General features: G+C 67.4%; 16 protein-coding genes and 1 riboswitch. Of the genes, 12 read left to right on the top strand and 4 right to left on the bottom strand.

Annotated features, from left to right (window positions below; all coding sequences use genetic code 11):
* Positions 1 to 287: 287 nt before the first annotated feature.
* Positions 288 to 438, top strand: a riboswitch (TPP riboswitch).
* From QP140_RS03405 to QP140_RS03385, 5 genes are all read left to right on the top strand, one after another.
* Positions 432 to 2069: a bifunctional hydroxymethylpyrimidine kinase/phosphomethylpyrimidine kinase gene (locus tag QP140_RS03405; RefSeq protein ID WP_284758146.1), complete on the top strand. Its 1638-nt coding sequence runs from the start codon at positions 432 to 434 to the stop codon at positions 2067 to 2069. Its footprint overlaps the riboswitch before it by 7 nt.
* 136 nt (positions 2070 to 2205) lie before the next feature.
* On the top strand, positions 2206 to 3546 hold the full coding sequence (glmM, locus tag QP140_RS03400; RefSeq protein ID WP_284758144.1) for a phosphoglucosamine mutase: 1341 nt from the start codon (positions 2206 to 2208) through the stop codon (positions 3544 to 3546).
* Positions 3547 to 3756: 210 nt separating this feature from the next.
* On the top strand, positions 3757 to 4071 hold the full coding sequence (locus tag QP140_RS03395) for a hypothetical protein (RefSeq protein ID WP_284758142.1): 315 nt from the start codon (positions 3757 to 3759) through the stop codon (positions 4069 to 4071).
* Complete coding sequence (locus tag QP140_RS03390; protein ID WP_284758141.1) at positions 4068 to 5201, top strand: hypothetical protein; 1134 nt, start codon at positions 4068 to 4070, stop codon at positions 5199 to 5201. The genes QP140_RS03395 and QP140_RS03390 overlap by 4 nt, the downstream gene beginning before the upstream one ends.
* Positions 5195 to 5539: a hypothetical protein gene (locus tag QP140_RS03385; RefSeq protein ID WP_284758139.1), complete on the top strand. Its 345-nt coding sequence runs from the start codon at positions 5195 to 5197 to the stop codon at positions 5537 to 5539. Before QP140_RS03390 ends, QP140_RS03385 begins: the two co-directional genes overlap by 7 nt.
* A gap of 30 nt (positions 5540 to 5569) precedes the next feature.
* On the opposite strand, the gene QP140_RS03380 is transcribed toward QP140_RS03385, so the two are convergent.
* The 3 genes from QP140_RS03380 to QP140_RS03370 all read right to left on the bottom strand — a co-directional run bounded on the left by QP140_RS03380 (position 5570) and on the right by QP140_RS03370 (position 8293).
* Entirely contained in the window at positions 5570 to 6250 is a 681-nt protein-coding gene (locus QP140_RS03380; RefSeq protein WP_284758138.1) for an alpha-ketoglutarate-dependent dioxygenase AlkB family protein, read from the bottom strand.
* Between the two features lie 136 nt (positions 6251 to 6386).
* On the bottom strand, positions 6387 to 7181 hold the full coding sequence (locus tag QP140_RS03375) for a MerR family transcriptional regulator (protein WP_284758136.1): 795 nt from the start codon (positions 7179 to 7181) through the stop codon (positions 6387 to 6389).
* A 155-nt stretch (positions 7182 to 7336) separates the two neighbouring features.
* Positions 7337 to 8293 (bottom strand): alpha/beta hydrolase, encoded by a 957-nt coding sequence (locus QP140_RS03370; RefSeq protein ID WP_284758135.1) that lies wholly within the window; start codon positions 8291 to 8293, stop codon positions 7337 to 7339.
* Between the two features lie 2 nt (positions 8294 to 8295).
* Between QP140_RS03370 and glmS the strand changes: the two genes are divergently transcribed.
* The 7 genes from glmS to groL all read left to right on the top strand — a co-directional run bounded on the left by glmS (position 8296) and on the right by groL (position 17998).
* Positions 8296 to 10158 carry a glutamine--fructose-6-phosphate transaminase (isomerizing) gene (gene glmS / locus QP140_RS03365; protein ID WP_284758133.1) on the top strand — a complete coding sequence of 621 codons (1863 nt, stop codon included), beginning with the start codon at positions 8296 to 8298 and terminating at the stop codon, positions 10156 to 10158.
* Positions 10159 to 10221: 63 nt separating this feature from the next.
* The gene (locus tag QP140_RS03360; RefSeq protein WP_284758132.1) at positions 10222 to 11163 is read left to right on the top strand and encodes an ADP-dependent NAD(P)H-hydrate dehydratase; all 942 of its coding nucleotides are present in this window, start codon (positions 10222 to 10224) and stop codon (positions 11161 to 11163) included.
* 10 nt (positions 11164 to 11173) lie between these two features.
* Positions 11174 to 12436, top strand: coding sequence for an alanine racemase (alr, locus tag QP140_RS03355; RefSeq protein WP_284758131.1), 1263 nt, complete (start codon positions 11174 to 11176; stop codon positions 12434 to 12436).
* Positions 12423 to 13067: a tRNA (adenosine(37)-N6)-threonylcarbamoyltransferase complex ATPase subunit type 1 TsaE gene (tsaE, locus tag QP140_RS03350; protein WP_284758130.1), complete on the top strand. Its 645-nt coding sequence runs from the start codon at positions 12423 to 12425 to the stop codon at positions 13065 to 13067. The genes alr and tsaE overlap by 14 nt, the downstream gene beginning before the upstream one ends.
* 83 nt (positions 13068 to 13150) lie before the next feature.
* Complete coding sequence (gene tsaD, locus QP140_RS03345) at positions 13151 to 15745, top strand: tRNA (adenosine(37)-N6)-threonylcarbamoyltransferase complex transferase subunit TsaD (RefSeq protein WP_284758129.1); 2595 nt, start codon at positions 13151 to 13153, stop codon at positions 15743 to 15745.
* A gap of 331 nt (positions 15746 to 16076) precedes the next feature.
* A complete protein-coding gene (groES, locus tag QP140_RS03340) occupies positions 16077 to 16376 on the top strand; it encodes a co-chaperone GroES (protein WP_041628457.1) in 300 nt (99 codons plus the stop codon).
* Positions 16377 to 16387: 11 nt separating this feature from the next.
* Entirely contained in the window at positions 16388 to 17998 is a 1611-nt protein-coding gene (groL, locus tag QP140_RS03335; RefSeq protein ID WP_284758125.1) for a chaperonin GroEL, read from the top strand.
* Between the two features lie 566 nt (positions 17999 to 18564).
* On the opposite strand, the gene QP140_RS03330 is transcribed toward groL, so the two are convergent.
* Positions 18565 to 18969 (bottom strand): DUF5319 domain-containing protein, encoded by a 405-nt coding sequence (locus tag QP140_RS03330; protein ID WP_070758343.1) that lies wholly within the window; start codon positions 18967 to 18969, stop codon positions 18565 to 18567.
* Between the last annotated feature and the right edge of the window lie 121 nt (positions 18970 to 19090).

The following is a 19090-nucleotide window of genomic DNA, read 5'->3' as shown; positions in this document are numbered from 1 at the left end:
ACTTCGTGCTCTCAATGGAAACTGCTCCCCACTAGTCGGTAACTGATTTCTCAGTCCAACTAATGGGGAGCAGTTCATCGGCCGGGCGGGGGTTTCGGCGTTCCTGGGGTGGGTGCAGCCCTGGGGAGGTGCTGTTGCAGGCATTGGGGGGCAGTTGCGGGCTTGGGGGCAGTTGCGGGCATCGGTGCGGCTGCAGGCATGGGACACACCCGCGGTCAACGAACGATCCGGCCTAGCCCGGACCAACCTCAGCCCGACAGTTGCTAGGCTGTGGAGCCACAGGTCAAAAATACCGCAAGGGGTGCGGCCCTGACCGCCCGCAATCCGCGCAAATGCGCAGGTGGCAGATACTCGCCGCCAGCCGTCGAGGCCGCTGAGAACACACCCTAAGAACCTGATCTAGTTCGTACTAGCGAAGGGATGCTCGCACCATGCAACACTCCACACTGTCCAACCAGCCCGGTACCAGCGGCGACGCGACCGCGAACACCGCCAACGCCAACCCAACCCCCGCGATCCCGCGCGTGCTCTCCATCGCGGGCACCGACCCCACCGGTGGCGCGGGCCAGACCGCGGACCTGAAGTCCATCGCAGCGGCCGGCGGCTTCGGCATGTCCGTCATCACCGCCCTGGTCTCCCAGAACACCCACGGCGTGCAGGCCATCGCGGAGATCGACCACGCCTTCGTCCGCAAGCAATTCGACTCCATCTTCGGGGACGTCACCGTCGACGCCATCAAGATCGGCATGCTCGGCGACGCAGCGACCGTCGCCCTCGTCCGCGAGGCGCTGCGCGAGAACCTGGCGCCCGTCGTCGTCCTCGACCCGGTCATGGTCTCCAGCTCTGGTCACCGCCTGCTGGAGGAGGACGCGGAGGACGCGGTGCGCGGCCTGGTTGCGGACGTGGACGTCATTACCCCGAACGTCCCCGAGCTCGCCGTCCTGACGGGGAAGAACGCCGCCACCGACTACGACGCCGCCGTCGCCCAGGCCCAGCCGCTCGCCAGGGAGAACGACACCATCGTCATCGTCAAGGGCGGCCACCTCAGCGGGGAGCGCGCGGACAACGCCGTCGTATACCCGGACGGGCGGGTGGACCGGGTGCCGACCTACCGCATCGATACGCGCAATACCCACGGCACCGGCTGCAGCCTCTCCTCGGCGCTGGCCACCCGCATGGGGCTCGGCGAGGACGCCGGGACCGCGCTGCGCTGGTCGACCCGCTGGCTGCACGAGGCGATCGAGAACGGTGAGAAGCTGCAGGTCGGCGACGGCACCGGCTTCGGCCCCGTCGACCACAGCCACCGTTCCCGCCGGCTCGAGCAGGTCGCGAGCAGCGAGATCTGGCCGCACCTGCGTGGCGAGCTGCCGGAAGGTCAGGGCTACGCCGCCGCCCCGACCCCGCACCTGGAACCGGCGGGGCCGCACACCCGCCGTCTGTGGGAGCTGACGGGCCAGGTGTGGCAGGAGATCATGGAGCTGCCGTTCATCCGTGGGCTGGCTTCCGGGCGACTGCCGGAGGAGGATTTCAACTTCTACCTCGCCCAGGACGCCCTGTACCTGAACCGCTACTCGCGCGCGCTGGCGGAGCTGTCCACCAAGGCGCCGGATTCCGCGGGCCAGGTGATGTGGGCGAACTCCGCGGCCGGCTGCATCGAGGGCGAGGCAGAGCTGCACCGTTCCTGGCTGAAGGGCCGTGGGATCGAGGACGCGTCCGCGAATCCGGTGGCGCCGTCCCCGGTCACGCTCGCGTACACGAACTTCCTGGTCGCGACGGCCGCCGTGGAGCCGTATGTGTGCGGGGTCGCCGGGGTGCTGCCGTGCTTCTGGCTGTACGCGGAGATCGGGCTGGAGCTGACGCGGGCGAATCACGACGCCCACCCGTTTAAGGCCTGGCTGGATACTTACGCTGACGAGGAGTTCCTCTCCGGGGCGCGGGAGGCGATCCAGCGCACCGAGGCGGCTTTCGAGGCGGCGAGCGAGGAGGAGCGGGAGGCGGCGACGTCCGCGTACCTCAACGCTGCGGTCTACGAGCGGGAGTTCTTCGACCAGGCGGATCGCCGCTGGTAGCAGACGGCGGCGTCGGTTCTTCCCAGTAGTTAGACGACGACGTCCTAGCTGGTCGAGGCCCGTTCTCTGGTGCGCCACCGCACCCGCTCGCGCCGCAACCCGGCGGTGTCGCAGGCCTCTTGTAAGCTATTGAGCCATGGGAAGATTGTTCGGAACCGACGGTGTCCGTGGCCTTGCTAACGAGAAGCTGACCGCCCCGCTGGCAATGCGGCTGGGCGCGGCGGCGGCCCGGGTACTGACGGAAAAGAAGTCCACTGACCGCCGCCCGACCGCGATCATTGGCCGGGACCCGCGCGTGTCTGGGGAGATGCTCACCGCTGCCCTGTCCGCAGGCTTGGCTTCGCAGGGTGTGGACGTGCTGGACGTGGGCGTGCTGCCCACCCCGGCGGTCGCGTTCCTGACCGATGATTATGGCTCCGACATGGGGGTTATGGTCTCCGCGAGCCACAACCCGATGCCGGATAACGGCATCAAGTTCTTCGCCATCGGTGGGCGCAAGCTCGAGGACAGGATCGAAGACGAGATCGAGCAGGAGATGGGCAAGCTCCCGGAGGAAGGCCCCACCGGTGCGGCCATCGGCCGGGTCTTCGACCAGTCCCACAGCGCGCTGGACCGCTACCTGCACCACCTGCAGCAGGCGGTGCACACTCGCCTGGACGGCATCAAGGTCGTGGTGGACTGCGCCCACGGCGCGGCCTACCAGGCCGCCCCGATGGCCTACGAGGCCGCGGGCGCGGAGGTCGTCGCCGTGTCGAATAAGCCGAATGGCTACAACATCAACGACGGTGTTGGTTCCACGCACATTGACCAGCTGCAGAAGGCTGTCGTCGAGCATGGTGCGGACCTGGGCCTGGCGCACGACGGTGACGCCGACCGGTGCCTCGCCGTGGACGCGCAGGGCAACGTCGTCGATGGGGACCAGATCATGGCCGTCCTCGCGCTGTCGATGAAGGACGGCGGTGAGCTGAAGCGCAACACGCTGGTCGCGACGGTGATGTCCAACCTCGGGCTGAAGCTGGCGATGGAGCGCAACGGCATCACACTGCGGCAGACGCAGGTGGGCGACCGTTATGTGGTGGAGGACCTGCGCGCCGGGGATTACTCCCTGGGCGGCGAGCAGTCCGGCCACATCGTGATCCCGGAGCACGGCACGACCGGGGACGGCCTGCTCACAGGGCTGTTCCTGATGGCGCGGATGGCGACGACGGGCAAGACGCTGGCGGAGCTGGCGTCCGCGATGCAGGTGTTGCCGCAGACGCTGATTAACGTGCCGGTGTCCAATAAGGCTGCCATCGCTGGTGACGAGCGGGTGAAGCAGGCCATCGCGAAGGCGGAGGAGGAGCTCGGCGAGACCGGCCGGGTGCTGCTGCGCCCGTCCGGCACCGAGGAGCTGTTCCGCGTGATGGTGGAGGCCGCGGATTCCGCGACGGCGCGCAAGATCGCCGGCCAGCTGGCCGCAGTCGTCGCCGAGGTGTAGCCGGGCGCGGGCCGGGGCTCAGTCTGCGCGTAGGCGTTGCATCCGGGCCTGGGGTTCGCGCCACGTGCCCACGAAGCCCCGCGGATTTCGGATTTTCGGGAACCTTTCGCCCCGTGGCGTTGTCTAATAGGGCGGAAGGTTTTTTGCTGCCCGGTGCCGGCCACGACCGGTAGGCGTTGGGCGCGATGCGCGAAGGGGGGCGCGGGGGACGTGTCTGAGGGGTCGAAGTCGCTTGCGGTGGAGCCGCAGAAGCTGATCGAATACGCGGAGCTGCTGGGGCGCCACCAGCAGTCTTGGTCGCAACTTTTGGCAGGTCAGCGGCCAGACATCGCAGCCAGCGCGTTCGGGGAGGGCTTGAGCGCGCAGGGGCACCGCGTCGAGCGTGTGCTCGCGCAGCTGCATGAGTTGCGGCAACGCCAGTCTGAGCAGGTCGCAGCGGAGGCGCGGGCAGCTTCCACGCTGGCCCGGGACGCCGAGGACGCCGATCACACTGCGGCGGGCGTGATTACTGAGGTGCTCCGATGAGGCAGCAGCAGCGCGTGGAGCGCGCCATCAAGCAGCTGGCCAGTTACGGTGTTCCGGTGGGGCCCGCGGAGTCCGCCGCTGGATTCACCCGCGGCCTGGACCCGGACGCCCTGCAGTCCGCCGCCCATCTTTTGTTCAGGACGCCACCGCCGGTGCTCCAGGCGGACCCGAAGGATCTTGCGGGCTGCGGGGGCGTGCAACTAGCCCAAGCGTGTGCTGCGCAGCAGCAGTACGACCAGGGCTTGGTGCATGTTGCGGAGTCCGGCCGGGGTGCCACGGAGCTCATCGGCAACCTCTGCGAGCACACCGCCGCGGAGGTGGAGCGGATCGTCTCCCGCTTCGAGGACCAGGTGGAGCAATCCCGCATCGCGCTGCCGGAATGCCCGCCGGAGCTGCTGAAGGCGATGGGGGATTCGGCCCAGCGCGCGGTGTGTGAGCAGCTGGAACGCCGCAACAAGGCGCTCACCGAGGCGGCTGATCAGCTGGTCGCGGATTGCGAAGCGGCCGTGGCTGGCAGCGAGGGGGAGGTACAGCTCAGCACCACCGATCCCGCGGTGCTGGAGGCGGTGACCGGACAGGACGCCGGCGGTGGCCACGGTGAGCAGCCGGAGCAGGGCAGTGCGGTTGTTCAGGGCAGCCCGGAGGGGCAGGACGCCGCGCCGGTGGCCGGCACGGACTCGCCGGAACATGGAACCCCAGGGGCCGAGGATTCGGCAGCCGGAGCGGAACAGACGGAGGAGCCACCACAGCCCCAGGAAGCCCCGAGTCCTGAGGCTGACGCGGCAGATCCAGGCAACGGTGATTCTGCGGCCCACGATGCAGGAGGAACCCCGACGGACGGCGGGGAGGGGCAGTCGGGTGATGAGGCACCCGTCGTCGAACTGGAGACCTCCGGGGCGCTGCCGCAGGACGTCGAGCCTGCCGAGGTGGCGGCCTGGAGCCCGGATATCTGGCTGGCCGAGGGCGCGGGCACCGCCCAGGCAGAGCAGGCTTTCCATGCTTCCGGCGATGGGGCGATCGGTGGGGTGAATGCTGAGCCCGGAGGCTCACCCGCGGTGAAGCCCGCGACTACCGGGATCACCCTGGAACGGACCTATGAGGTGGGGATTGAAAGGAGCGGGCAGTGGTAGACCGCGATAAGTACGAGGCGATCATGGGGGAGTTCCTCGCCCGCATGGATGAGGCAGCGACGGCCTTCGAGCGTGAGATGTCCCAGCACCGGGATACCCTGGAGAAGCTCGTGGAACGCCAAGCCCAGGCGGGGCAGGACGGCAAGAGCGCTCACGGGGGCTTCGACGCCAGCACTGCGGGTGGCCGGGAGGCCGCGGATCGGGCGGCTGGTGCCGCGGGTGTCGATAGCGAAGAGCCTGCGAGCCACCGGGCGGGGGCCGGTCATCCCGGCCCGGGCCTGGCGGAGCGGGACCTCAAGCGCAACGGCTGGTGCGTGCCCGCGAACCTCTTCGACTAGGGGCGCCAAGCGGGTTCCTCCTAGGCGCAGCTAGCGGTCATCTAACTGCCTGAAGGTGATGTTGATCCGGCCTTCTTTGAGTCCGCATCCGTCGGGGAGGGTCTCGGGCCTGGTCTGGGGGACACCGTGGAAGGCCAGGCGCTTCGGTCCACCGAAGACGATGACGTCGCCGCTGATCAGGGTCACTTCATCCCACGGTTGGTTGCGAGTCTCGGTGCTCCCGATGCGGAACAGGGCCTCATCACCGATGGACAGCGAGACGACCGGTGCCAGCGAGTTCTCGTTGCGGTCCTGGTGCATCCCCATGCTCGCGCCGGGCGGATAGTAGTTGACCAGCGCCATGTCGGGCCGGAAGGTTTCCGCCCAGGCGGACAAAGCGGCGTCGTAGCGCGCGGCGCTGGCCAATGCCTGCCTAGCGATCTCCGCGAGGTTCTTCGGCACTTGGGGCACGCGATGCCCTGCGACGTGGGTGACGTAGCGGTACGTCGGTTCGGTCACCCACATGCGGCCCAGGTGCAGCATGAATACCTGCATGCGGCCGCTTTTCAGCTGCGGGCGGCTCATGCTCAACGGGGTGCCTGCCAGCTCACGGGCGACCTCGCGGAGCTGGGAGATGACCGCGGCCTGCTGCCCAAGCTCGAGCCAGCCCGGAAGGTGTACGACGCCAGGGGTGATGCGGGCGTCGTCACGCGGGAGGTCGTCGAAAAGCATAGTGTCCGATTCTAGGGCGCTTCGGCGCTAGCCTGCCTGACCTGAAGGAACGTGGCATCAAGCTTGAGATGGTGAAGCTCAAGCGTGCCCCGGGGTTAACGCCACATGTTCTTTGTGATGGCTGTCTATCTTTAGCTTATGCCCATTCCGGGTTCTCGAGGTCTACGCCATGTGCAGCGGCGACGTGCTCGATCGCGTCGGCGAGCCACTGCGCCAGGCCTTCCTGTTGGCGCTCGTAGTACTCCGTGAACCGCGGGTCGGTGATGTAGCCGCGGGAGATCAGGTAGTGCTTTGCATAGCTGACCGGGAAGAACTCGCTCAGCACCTCTCGGTGCTCGGCGACCAGCTGGGCGGCTTCGTCGCTATCCGGAGCGACGCTACCAGCCACCGCTGCGGCGAGCCGGGCGTCCACAGCGTCGAACTTTTCCTTGTGAGCAGCCCAGTCCTGCGCGTCCCAGTTGCTGGTGCGCTGCTGGCTGATCTGCCAGTCGTCGGTACCTTCGTATCGTTCTTTGGCCTCGGCCTGGTGCTCCGCGAAGTTCGCGTTGCCGATGATGCGGCCGATCTCGTTGAGGTCTGGCTTGTTGTTTGTCATTTCCTTCTCCAATAGTTCGTCGATGGCGGTGAGCATGTCCGTGAGGTGAGCGCGCTGATCGATCAGGCTTTCACGCTGCCTGCGCAGGTGCTCGATAGCGGAGGATTCGCCGGCGAGCAGCTTCTTGATCTCAGCGAGCTTCATCCCAGTGACTCGGTAAATCAGGATGTGCTGGATTCGCTCCACATCCTCAGGGGTGTAGAGGCGGTAGTTAGACCAGCTTCTTTCGGTCGGAGTCACGAGCCCCTGGCTTTCCCAGTGGTGCAAAGTGCGCACTGTGATTTCCAAAGCCTCGGCTACTTCTCCGACGGTGTAGAGAGTGTCTTCTGTAGCCATGAACCTCATTGTGCTGCCTGACGCAGCGTAAGGGTCAAGCCCTCTTCGCAAAGAATTTTTGCGCAACAGAAAACCCGTGGTGCCCGACTCTTTACAGTCAGGTCCCACGGGTTAGTAGCCCCCGGTTGGCGGGAGCGCTCCCGCCCAGCTGCCAGCTAGTCCAGCCGGATGTTGCTCAGTGCTTCCTCAACGTCGATGTTCTCCGGCAGCTCGCGGTACAGCTCCAGCTGATCCTTCACGCTGGTGTCCTTCAGCTCCGCGCGAGGGTCGCGGAAAGCCTTGTACTTCCGGGACTCATCAGCCAGCACGAAACCAGTCATCAGGCCACGCACCATCTCTTGCGCCGAGAACTCTGGCAGCCCGGAGCCCATCACTAGGCGGCGACCGTAGTTCTCGTGGAAACCGGCCTGCGAGGCCTTATCCATCCGGCGGTACACAACTTCGCCCTGCCAGTTCGCGGCCAGGCGCTCCGGGTTACCGGACGGGGCGGCGTGAATACCACCAGGGGAGAGCACCAGGCCCGGGGCGTCCACGTGCTGCGCGGCGTCGTACGGGCTCGGGTTCGCATCAGCCGGGTACACAGCCATCACACCAGCCAGGGTCGGCTTGTCCCCATAAGAATCAAAGCTGTCCTTGACGTACTCGCGGGCCGTTGCCGCCAGCACCGCCGCCGATGCGCCCATGCCGTGACCAGCCAGGTACAGCTTCGATGGGTGCACCGTCACGTTGCCCTGACCCAGCTTCACGCCAGCCAGGATCTGCAGGGAGGTCTCCAGGTCAGAGGCGAAGCCACGGTGGTTCGGCAGCACGCCGCGCTCCGTATCGGGAGCGGCCACGGCGAAACCCCAGCTCGCAAGGTGCCGCAACGTTGCGTGGTAGGCCTTCGCGCCCACCCGCCAGTCGTGTCCGAACGCGATGCCCGGGATGCCCTTGCCCTCGGCAGGGGTGTATACGCGGCCCGGGATGCCAGCGAAATTCAGGTCGCCGGTGAGCACCCGGTGCGGGCCACGCTTGCCGAGCCTTGGAACGAGGTTTTTCAAACTATCAGCCACGCAACTCACACTAGTAGAAAGTGCTTCCGCATGGGCCAAGCAGGCGTGTATCGTTTCCATTTATGTGCGCAATCGTTGGATACGTAGGAAAGAACCAAGCCCTGGAAATCGGGCTCGATGCACTGCAGAGGATGGAGTACCGGGGCTACGATTCCGCCGGTATCGCCGTCAATAACGCAGAAGGTATCCGCGTAGAAAAAGCCGAGGGCAAGCTCAGCAACCTCGTCGAGCGCATCGACATCATCGGCCGCGACACCCTGACCGGCAACACCTGCCTGGGGCACACCCGGTGGGCAACCCACGGTCGCCCGAACGACGTCAACGCGCACCCGCACCTCTCCTTCGACGGCAAGGCCGCCATCGTCCACAACGGCATCATCGAGAACTTCGCCGCCCTGCGCGACGAGCTCGAGGCCCGCGGCATCGAACTCGTCTCGGACACGGACTCCGAGGTCGCCGCCCACCTGCTCGCCATCGAGTACAACGAGGGCGAGTTCGCCGGGGACGTCAAGGCCTCCGCGCTCGCCGTCCTGCGTCGCCTGGAAGGTGCCTTCACTGTCCTGTTCACCCACGCTGACGAGCCGGACCTCATCGTCGCCGGTCGCCGCAACACCCCGCTGATCGTCGGGGTCGGGGAGGACGGCATGTTCCTGGGTTCGGACGTCGCCGCCTTCATCGCCCACACCAAGAACGCCGTCGAGCTCGGCCAGGACAGCGCCGTCGCCATCACCGCTGATAACTACGAGATCATGGACTTCGACGGCGCCCCCGCCGAGGGCAGCCCGTTCACCATCGACTGGGACCAGGAGGCCGCCGAGAAGGACGGCTTCGACTCCTTCATGATGAAGGAAATCCACGAGCAGCCCGCCGCCGTCCGCGACACCCTGGCCGGCCGCTTCGTCGACGGCAAGGTCGTCCTCGACGAGCAGCGCCTCTCCGACGACGACCTCCGCAACATCCAGAAGGTCTACGTCGTCGCCTGTGGTTCCGCCTACCACTCCGGGCTGCTGGCGAAGTACGCCATCGAGCACTGGGCCCGCATCCCCGTGGAGATCGAGGTCGCATCCGAGTTCCGCTACCGCGACCCGGTGCTGAACCAGCAGACCCTCGTCGTCGCCGTCTCCCAGTCCGGCGAGACCGCCGACACCCTGGAGGCCGTGCGCCACGCCAAGACCCAGGGGGCGCGCGTGCTGGCGGTGTGCAACACCAACGGCTCCCAGATCCCGCGCGAATCCGACGCGGTGCTCTACACCCACGCCGGCCCGGAGATCGGCGTTGCCTCCACCAAGGCCTTCCTCGCCCAGGTCGCGGCGAACTACGTGGTCGGCCTGGCGCTCGCCCAGGCACGCGGCACGATGTACCCCGACGAGATCGGTGACATCTACGACACCCTCGCCGAGCTGCCCACCAAGATCGAAAAGACCCTGGAGCTCGCCGAGCCGATCGAGCAGCTCGCCGAGGAGCTCGGGCCCGTGAAGACGATGCTCTTCCTGGGGCGCCACGTCGGCTTCCCTGTCGCGCTCGAGGGCGCATTGAAGCTCAAGGAGCTGGCTTACATCCACGCCGAGGGCTTCGCCGCCGGTGAGCTCAAGCACGGCCCGATCGCCCTGATTGAGGACGACCTGCCGGTGGTCGTCGTCGTCCCGTCCCCGACGGGCCGCCCGGTGCTGCACTCCAAGATCGTGTCCAATATCCAGGAGATCCGCGCCCGCGGTGCGAAGACGATCGTCATCGCGGAGGAGGGCGACGAGGCGGTGCGCCCGTACGCCAACTGGCTGCTGGAGATCCCGGCCACGGGCACGCTGATGCAGCCGCTGCTGTCCACCGTCCCGCTGCAGTTCCTGGCCGCGGACATCGCCCGCCAGTGCGGCAACGAGGACATCGACAAGCCGCGCAACCTGGCCAAGTCCGTCACCGTGGAGTAGTCCTCGGGGCGCCCGGGCTACTCCGGCATTAACTCACCACTCACCACACAGGAGCTTCGCCCCATGCCGAATTTTTTGGACGACACCCCGCCCGGCGAGTTGCTCGCCGCACGCGATTGCCTGGTCGCGGCCGGGGAGGTCTGGCCCTCCCCGCAACCACTGGAGGATAAATACGCCGGTGTTGTGGGTATTTTCGCCGGCTCCGATACCTTCCCGGGGGCCGCGCTGCTGGCGCTCAAGGCGGCGGTGAAATCCACCGCTCCCATGGTGCGCTACGCAGGCCCCGTGGACCCGCGCCTGATCGCCCTGGCCCTGCCGGAGGTGGTCAGCGCCCCACGCCCGGAGAAGGCCGGGAGGGTGCAGGCCTGGGTCGCAGGCCCCGGTATCGACGAGGAGTCGCCGGAAGCGCTGAACATCCTGGACTGGCTGGTGCGCCAGCCCGAACCCCTGCTGCTGGACGCCTCGGCGCTGCAGCTGGCGGCGAAGAACACGCAGTTGCTGCGCGGAATTATCAACCGCCGCACCACCGGCCGGGCGACCGTCCTGACCCCACACGCCGGGGAGTTCGCCGTCCTCGCGCGGGCGCTGGGCAACGAGGAGCAGGCCGAGGCCGCGGCCGTCGACCAGGACTTCGACCGCCGCCGCACGGCGTGCGCCTGGCTGGCCCGGGAGACCAAGTCTGTGGTGCTGCTCAAGGGGCGGCACACCATCGTCTCTGATGGCGATGTCGCCTGGGGCGTGGACGCAGGCCACTCCTGGTCCGCCACCCCTGGCTCCGGGGACGTGCTCGCGGGCATCGCCGGTGCTGTGATTGCGGCGGCCGAAGAGGCCCCGCTGCTGCACTGCATCCTGGGCGCGGTGGCGGTGCACGCGGTGGCGGCACTCCGTGCTGCGGAGACCCCGGAGGGCGTTGCGCCGATCTCGGCGTCCGACATCGTGGAGAGCATCCATGCCGTGGTCGCCGTCGCGCTTCGGTACGCGCATGAAGAAGCCGACGGCGACTAGCCTTAAGGCCATGACCCACACCCCGAAGGACAAAACGGGTCACGGCGAGCTTATCCAGCTCATCGTCGACCTGGGAGCACTGGCCACCAACACCCGCTTCTTCGCGAACTTCGTCGCGCCTGCCCAACTCATGGCGGTCGTGAAGGCCGATGGCTACAACCACGGCGCGCTGCGTATTGCGCAGACCGCGCTGGATCATGGCGCGGCCGTGCTGGGGGTGGCCACTGTCCCGGAGGCTCTGTTGCTTCGCGACGAGGGCCCGGTGAAGGACGGCGAGCCGGCCACCATCTTCGCCTGGATGTGGGAGCCAGCCATGGACTTAAGCCCGGCCTTTGGCGCCGAGTTGATCCTGGGCGTGCCCTCCCTGGCACACGCCCGTAGCCTCATCGACCAGGCCCGCTCCTGGCAGGGCAAGGCACGCCCGGTGGTCGGCGTGATGGCCGATACCGGCATGTCCCGCTCCGGGATCAGCCCGGCCGAGTGGCAGGAGACCATGGCGCTGCTCGCCGCCGCAGAGAAGGAGGGCCTCATCGCGGTGGACGGGGTATTCACGCACCTGGCGTCCGCGGATGAGGACACGCAGCGCGCCGTGACCGACCGGCAGCACCAGCGCTTCCAGCAAGCCATCGCCGACTGCCGGGCCGCGGGCATGGCAGTGCCCCGCAACCACATCGCCAACACCCCGGCAACGCTGACCCGCCCGGACATGCACCACGAGCTCGTGCGCCCTGGCCTCGGCGTCTACGGCGTGGACCCGGTGGCAGGCGGAACCCCCACCGGGGCGGCGGAGAACGCCGTGACGGGACTACCGGACGTCCTGCCCCTCCAGCGGACGATGAGCATGCGCGCGAAGGTCATCACCACCCGCGTCGTCCCGAAGGGCGAATCCGTCAGCTACGGCGGCATCTGGACCGCCCCGGAGGACACGCGCACCGCCGTCGTCGCCGCAGGCTACGCGGACGGGGTGCCACGGTCGGCGTCCGGAAAGATGCAGGTCAGCATCAACGGCGAGAGCTACCAACAGGTCGGGAGGATCTGTATGGACCAGTTCGTCGTCGCCCTGGGGCCCGCCGAGAGCGCTGCCGCCGAGGCCGTGCAGCCAGGTGACTGGGCCGTGATCTTCGGCGATCCGGCAGCAGGGGAGCCCGGCGCGGAGGACCTGGCAGCCGCTGCCGATACCATCCCCTATGAGATCGTCACGATGCCGCGCGGGCCACGCGTCCAGCGGGTCGTCGTGGACGTGGAAGGCGAGGAACACGTTGTCGAACGCTAAGGCTGGCAGCGGGGTGGACCTGGGCGAGGTAAAGGGGCACGCGCATGCCCGGACCCCCGAAGACATGCGTGCCATCGGCCGCGATCTGGGGGAGCAGCTCGCCGCGGGCACCGTCGTGATCCTCACCGGGCCACTCGGGGCGGGCAAAACCACCATCACGCAGGGTATTGCCGAAGGGCTGGCGGTCAAGGGGCGCGTGCAGTCGCCGACCTTCACCATCGTGCGCACCCACAAGCCCGGGGCGCGCGGCATTCGGCTGCTGCACATGGACGCCTACCGCCTGCTCGGCGAGGGGGTGGCCGAGTCCATCGCGCCGGGCGAGCAGCTCTCCCGCGACGACGTCCTGGACACCCTGGAGTCCCTGGACATCGACGCCGACCTGGACGACGCGGTGCTCGTCGCCGAATGGGGGCGCGGGGTCGTGGAGGAGCTCGCGGACCGGGTGCTGGACGTGGAGATCACGCGTGCTGTGGGCGCCGAGGGAGACGATGACGGCGACGTCGCGGCCACGGACATCAACGGTGATGGCGCGGACGTCGTAGATGGCGACCTCGCGGACGGCGGGGTCATCGACATGACCGACGGCGACGAGGACGACCCGCGCGAGGTCCACTGGCGCTGGCGCGAGTAGCTGGTGCTGTCGGGTGGGGACGTCCTACCGTGCGCTGATGGAGCGCGAAAGGCGTGTCTGCGCGGGGTAGTACACTAACCCCCATGCTCGTGCTCACGATTGATACCGCCACGTCCTACGTTGTTTCTGGCCTCGTTGAGGTCAACCGTCGGGCGGGCAGTTGGGGCACGTTTGAGTACTCCGCGACCACGCTCTCGCAGCGGGTGCAGCGCAACCCGCGCGGCCACATGGAGCTGCTCGTTCCGCATATTCAGGAGTCCCTCGCGGAGGCGGGGCTGCGGCCGCGGGACGTTGAAGCGGTGGTCGTCGGCACGGGTCCGGGGCCGTTTACGGGGCTGCGCGTCGGGATGGCGACGGGGGCGGCGTTTGCGGACGCGATCGGTGTTCCGGTGTTCGGGGTGGATTCGCTGTCCGCCACCGCCGCCAGCGTTGCGGCTGGTCACCAGGAATGTCTCGTTCTTTCCGACGCCAGGAGGCGCGAGTGGTACTCCGCCACCGCCACCGAGGCGGGTCGGCTGATCGCCGGGCCGGCCGTGGGCAAGCCCGCGGATGTGCTGGCCGAGCACGGCTCCAAGCCCATCGCGGTGGCGCTGACTGCCGAGGTAGCGCGTGCGATCGAGAAGCTTGAGGGGGATGAGAAGGCTGCGACCGAGGCCTGGCGCATCATCACGGAGGATGCGTACCCCACGCCCGAGGGGCTGGCGCTGGCGGGCGCGGATCAGCTGTGGTGGCTCGAGGGGGAGGGGCACTTCGTGGAGCGGCTGCGCCGCCCGCTGGTGGCGCAGTATTTGCGTCGGCCGGATGCCGCGGAGCCGAAACGCAAGGAGCGCACGGCCGCGGTGAACTTCGCCGCGGCCGCCGAGGACGTGGCGGCTTTCGATCGGCTGGAGGCCGAGCAGCGGGAAGCGGAGGCCACGCTGGAGGGGGCGCAGGCCGAACCCGCTGGTGGCGCCGCCCAACCCGCGAATGCCGAACCTGCAAACGCCGAACCCGCGAATGCCGAACCCACAGCGGAGCTGCTGACCCTGGACAGTGCCTCCCTGGCTGACCTGGCGGCGATGGCGCGGATCGAGCAGGAGCTGTTCAGCGAGGAATCCCCGTGGTCCCTGGAGGCCTTCCGCGCTGAGCTCGCCAACCCCCGCAACTACTACGTCGCCCTGCGGGTGGCCGGTCAGCTGCAGGGCTATGCAGGCATCGCGCTCAACGGGCCGACCGCGGACCCGGAGTGGGAGATCCACACCGTCGCGCTGTCCCCGGAGCAGCAAGGCAAGGGATACTCCAGGCTGCTGATGGACAAGCTCTTCGAGCCTCTGCAGGTCATCGGCGGGCCGGTGTACCTGGAGGTCCGGGATGGCAATGCCCCGGCCGTGGGGCTCTACGAAAGCTACGGCTTCGAGGTCACCGGCCGGCGCAAGGGCTACTACCAGCCCTCCGGTGCCGATGCCCTCACCATGTTCCGGCCGGACGAGAAGCGCCCGAGCCAGGCGGAAGAGGGGGCCCAGGATACGGGTGCTCGGGACGCCGCCGCCCAGGACGTCTTCGCGCCGGGGAGCGCTACCGATGCTGCAGAGTCCATGCTCGTCATGGGTATCGAAAGCTCCTGTGACGAGACTGGCGTCGGCGTCGTCCGCATGAGCGCGCCTGCCGCTGAGCAGGAGGAAACGGGCAGCGCCCCGGTCGTCGAGGAGCTTGTCAACCAGGTCGCGAGCTCCATGGAACAGCACGCCCGCTTCGGCGGCGTGGTCCCGGAGATCGCCAGCCGCGCCCACCTGGAAGCCATGCAGCCCACCATGCGGGCGGCGATGCGCAGCCTGCAGAAGCAGACCCGCATCGGCCAGCGCCCGGACGCCGTCGCCGTGACCATCGGGCCGGGGCTCGCCGGTGCGCTCATGGTTGGTGCCGCCGCAGCCAAGGCCTACGCCGCTGCCTGGGAGGTGCCGTTCTACGCCGTGAACCACCTGGGCGGGCACGTCGCCGTCGAGGCGCTCACAGAGGAGGGCCGCGAGCCACTGAAGAATGCCATCGCGCTGCTCGTCAGCGGCGGGCACACCCAGATCCTGCAGGTCGACGGCGTGGGCAAACCTATGACGGAACTCGGCAGCACCCTCGACGACGCCGCCGGCGAGGCCTATGACAAGGTCTCCCGCCTCCTCGGGCTCGGCTACCCGGGCGGGCCCGTCATCGACCGCTTGGCCCGCCAGGGCAACCGCAAGGCCATCGCCTTCCCGCGCGGCATGATGCGTCCGCAGGACTCCCGCTACGACTTCTCCTTCTCCGGCCTGAAGACCTCCGTCGCGCGCTTCGTCGAGCGCGCCGAGGCCGCCGGGCAGGTGGGGGAGAACGCCATCCCCGTGGAGGATGTCTGCGCTTCCTTCCAGGAGGCCGTGGCCGACGTGCTCACCGCCAAGGCTCTGCGCGCCTGCGAGGACACGGGTGCGAAGGTGCTGCTGCTCGGCGGCGGAGTCTCCGCGAACTCCCGGCTGCGCGGGCTGGCCGCCGACCGCTGCCGCGACGCCGGGGTGGAGCTTCGCATCCCGCCGCTGCCGCTGTGCACCGATAACGGCGTGATGATCGCCGCCCTGGCCGCGCAACTCATCAGCGAAGGCGCTCAGCCAACCGCGATGTCCGTCGGCACCGATCCGGCACTTGAGGTCGAGGTTCCGATCCTCACCGACTAGGCGGAAGATACGCACCAGCGGTGGTGGGGGCGTCGTCGTTAAAACAAAAAGGGAGGGGGACAATGGACGGGAACTGGAGGGGCGCGCCGTCTGTCGACGCGCGACCGCGGCGGCAAGTCAGGGCGGGGCTGAACAAGCCTGAGTAAGCCCGACTCAACCGGCACTGTTGAGGGTTAGCACTTGGGTGGGTAGAGTGCTAGTCAGGTTGTTTGACACACAGTTGTTCACCCGCGACGACGGCTGTGCACGGAAAACAAACCGGCACAAAAGAACCCAGCCCCAAAGAACGGGGCACAAAGAAAACCTTGAGGAATACACGGAGGTATTCAACGTGGCTAACGTCAACATCAAGCCGCTCGAGGACCGCGTTCTGGTCCAGATCGTCGAAGCAGAGACCACCACTGCATCCGGCCTGGTGATCCCAGATTCCGCACAGGAGAAGCCGCAGGAAGCAACCGTCGTCGCAGTCGGCCCGGGCCGTTGGGCAGACGATGACGACCGCATCCCGATGGACGTCAAGGAAGGCGACACCGTCATCTTCTCCAAGTTCGGCGGCACCGAGCTGAAGTACGAGGGCCAGGAGTACCTGCTGCTCAACCAGCGCGACATCCTCGCCGTCATCGAAAAGTAAGCGGGTAACGCATGTCCAAACTCATCGCATTTGATCAAGAAGCCCGCCAGGGCCTCCAAAAGGGTGTCGACACGCTCGCTGACGCGGTGAAGGTGACGCTCGGCCCGCGCGGCCGCAACGTCGTGCTGGACCGTGCCTTCGGTGGCCCACTGGTCACCAACGACGGCGTGACCATCGCCCGCGACATCGACCTCGAAGACCCCTTCGAGGACCTCGGTGCGCAGCTGGTGAAGTCCGTCGCCATCAAGACCAACGACATCGCAGGTGACGGCACCACCACCGCCACCCTGCTGGCCCAGGCGCTCATCAACGAGGGCCTGCGCAACGTCGCTGCCGGCGCCAACCCGATCGCGCTGAACCGCGGCATCGCCACCGCCTCCGAGAAGGTCGTGGAGCTGCTGAAGGAGCGCGCACAGGAAGTTTCCGACGCCGCTGCGATCGCCAACGTCGCCACCGTCTCCTCCCGCGACGAATCCATCGGCACGATGGTCTCCGACGCCTTCGAGAAGGTCGGACGCGACGGCGTGGTCACCGTCGAGGAGTCCCAGTCCCTCGAGGACGAAGCCACCGTCACCGAAGGCCTGTCCTTCGACAAGGGCTTCCTGTCCCCGTACTTCGTCACCGACACTGACTCCGGTCAGGCCGTCCTGGAGAACCCGCTGGTCCTGCTGGTCCGCGAGAAGATCTCCAGCCTGCCGGACTTCCTGCCAGTCCTGGAGCAGATCGCCCAGTCCGGCAAGGAAGTACTGATCATCGCCGAGGATATCGAGGGCGAGCCCCTGCAGATGCTGGTGGTTAACTCCATCCGCAAGTCCCTGAAGGTCGTGGGCGTGAAGTCTCCGTACTTCGGCGACCGCCGCAAGGCATTCATGGATGACCTGGCCATCGTCACCGGCGCCACCGTCGTCGACAAGGAGCTCGGCGGGAAGCTGTCCGCCGTCACCCTGGACGACATGGGCACCGCGCGCCGTATCACCGTCACGAAGGACGAGACCGTCATCGTCGACGGCGGCGGTTCGCAGGACGCTGTGGCTGAGCGCCGCACCCAGCTGCGTCGGGACATCGAGAACACCGACTCGAACTGGGACCGCGAGAAGCTCGAGGAGCGCCTCGCGAAGCTCTCCGGCGGCGTGGCTGTGCTGCGCGTCGGTGGCGCGACCGAGACCGAGGTCAACGAGCGCAAGCTGCGCGTCGAGGATGCGATCAACGCGGCACGTGCCGCGGCGCAGGAGGGCGTGATCGCCGGTGGCGGTTCCGTGCTCGTGCAGATCGCTGAGGAGATCGACAAGCTGGCTGCTGCTGAGGCCGGCGACGAGGCCGTGGGCATGAAGACCCTGGCTAAGGCGCTGCGCCGCCCGGCGTTCTGGATCGCTGAGAACGCTGGCCTCGATGGGGCAGTGGTGGTCTCCAAGACCGCGGAGCAGGAGAATGGCTCCGGCTTCAACGCTGCGACCCTCGAGTACGGCAACCTGCTGGAGCAGGGCATCATCGACCCAGTGAAGGTCACGCACAGCGCCGTCGTGAACGCCACCTCGGTGGCGCGCATGGTGCTGACCACCGAGACCGCTGTGGTTGATAAGCCAGAGAAGGCTGAGCCTGCAGCTGGTGGTCACCAGCACTAGCAGGTAGGGCGCTCTTGGGTGCTCTGGGCGCTCTGGGGTGGCGCTAGAAACGCGCCCTGGGGATGCTCTTGGGTGGCGCGCCCTGCGCAACCTTGGAGTGCTCTGGAACGCATTCTGGGAGCGCGTAGCCCCCGGGACTAGTTCATCGTGAACTGTCCCGGGGGTTTCGCTTTGGGTATTGCTTCCGCCTCGGGCGCGTGGGGCCACCTCGCCCCGTTTTGCAGAGTTTGATGCCGGAAAATCGTGGAAAACCGGCATTAAACTCTGCAAAACATAAAAGAGCAGAAGGGATGGGGTGCTGGGGCCAGTGGGTTGGGGCGCCGGCCCGGGCTCCGTGCAGAGCGAAAGCCCCGACAGGAAAGGTCGGGGCTTTCGGGGCAGTGGGGGCTGGCCATGCCTGGGGTGCGGTGGGCCAACTGAGCACTGGGGCCGGGCGTTGCGCCGGCCGGGCGCTGGGGAGGGGCGAAGTGGAAGTGCGGTTTTGGGCCGTGGTGTGTCAGGAAACGTGCGAATTGTGGCACAGCACAGCCCAAAACGGGGGCTGGTCATGCCTGGGGCTTTAAAAGCTACAGCCGGCCGGTCCAGGGGAAGCGGGCGCGCAGCTGCTCGTTGGCGAAATCCATCGCATCCGCATAACCCAGGCAGTAATCCCAGGTCACATAATCCTGCGGGGAGGGTGCAGCCGAAGGCTCATGCACCGGCAGGTGCTGGTGGTTCAGCATGGAGACGATATTCGACTCGATGATCCCCCAGTCGTAGTAGTGCTGCTCATCGCAGTCCTCGCAGAGCATCGCCACGCCCCGCACGCCGTGCGGCTCCAGCAGCTCCCGGAAGACCCGCACATTCGCGAGGTCTTCACGCAGCGCGGCTTCCTCAGCCGCGTCGATCGGCTCCATGACATCATCGCCCTCGATGGGCCCCAAAAGGGACGCCGGATCGTTCGGATCATCCGCGAAGGGATCCGGCGGCATCTGATAGTTACTAAAGCTCACGAAACCCACCGTACCCGCAAGCCAACCCGGAAAACACATTGCAGACGTTTAGCGCTAAAGTAAGGGCTAATAAAAGCTCGTAACCGAAGCTGCGCTAGCG

Origin of the sequence: Corynebacterium sp. UMB9976 (assembly GCF_030212265.1) — a bacterium.
Lineage (GTDB): Bacteria > Actinomycetota > Actinomycetes > Mycobacteriales > Mycobacteriaceae > Corynebacterium.
The sequence above is the reverse complement of the archived record's forward strand: the minus strand, read 5'-3'. Positions and strand labels throughout refer to the sequence as shown.

Coding starts and splice junctions, on each gene's coding strand:
- QP140_RS03405 (WP_284758146.1), top strand. CDS start 432: ATGCAACACTCCACACTGTCCAACCAGCCCGGTACCAGCGGCGACGCG.
- glmM (WP_284758144.1), top strand. CDS start 2,206: ATGGGAAGATTGTTCGGAACCGACGGTGTCCGTGGCCTTGCTAACGAG.
- QP140_RS03390 (WP_284758141.1), top strand. CDS start 4,068: ATGAGGCAGCAGCAGCGCGTGGAGCGCGCCATCAAGCAGCTGGCCAGT.
- QP140_RS03380 (WP_284758138.1), bottom strand. CDS start 6,250: ATGCTTTTCGACGACCTCCCGCGTGACGACGCCCGCATCACCCCTGGC.
- QP140_RS03375 (WP_284758136.1), bottom strand. CDS start 7,181: ATGGCTACAGAAGACACTCTCTACACCGTCGGAGAAGTAGCCGAGGCT.
- QP140_RS03370 (WP_284758135.1), bottom strand. CDS start 8,293: ATGGAAACGATACACGCCTGCTTGGCCCATGCGGAAGCACTTTCTACT.
- glmS (WP_284758133.1), top strand. CDS start 8,296: ATGTGCGCAATCGTTGGATACGTAGGAAAGAACCAAGCCCTGGAAATC.
- QP140_RS03360 (WP_284758132.1), top strand. CDS start 10,222: ATGCCGAATTTTTTGGACGACACCCCGCCCGGCGAGTTGCTCGCCGCA.
- alr (WP_284758131.1), top strand. CDS start 11,174: ATGACCCACACCCCGAAGGACAAAACGGGTCACGGCGAGCTTATCCAG.
- tsaD (WP_284758129.1), top strand. CDS start 13,151: ATGCTCGTGCTCACGATTGATACCGCCACGTCCTACGTTGTTTCTGGC.
- groL (WP_284758125.1), top strand. CDS start 16,388: ATGTCCAAACTCATCGCATTTGATCAAGAAGCCCGCCAGGGCCTCCAA.
- QP140_RS03330 (WP_070758343.1), bottom strand. CDS start 18,969: ATGCCGCCGGATCCCTTCGCGGATGATCCGAACGATCCGGCGTCCCTT.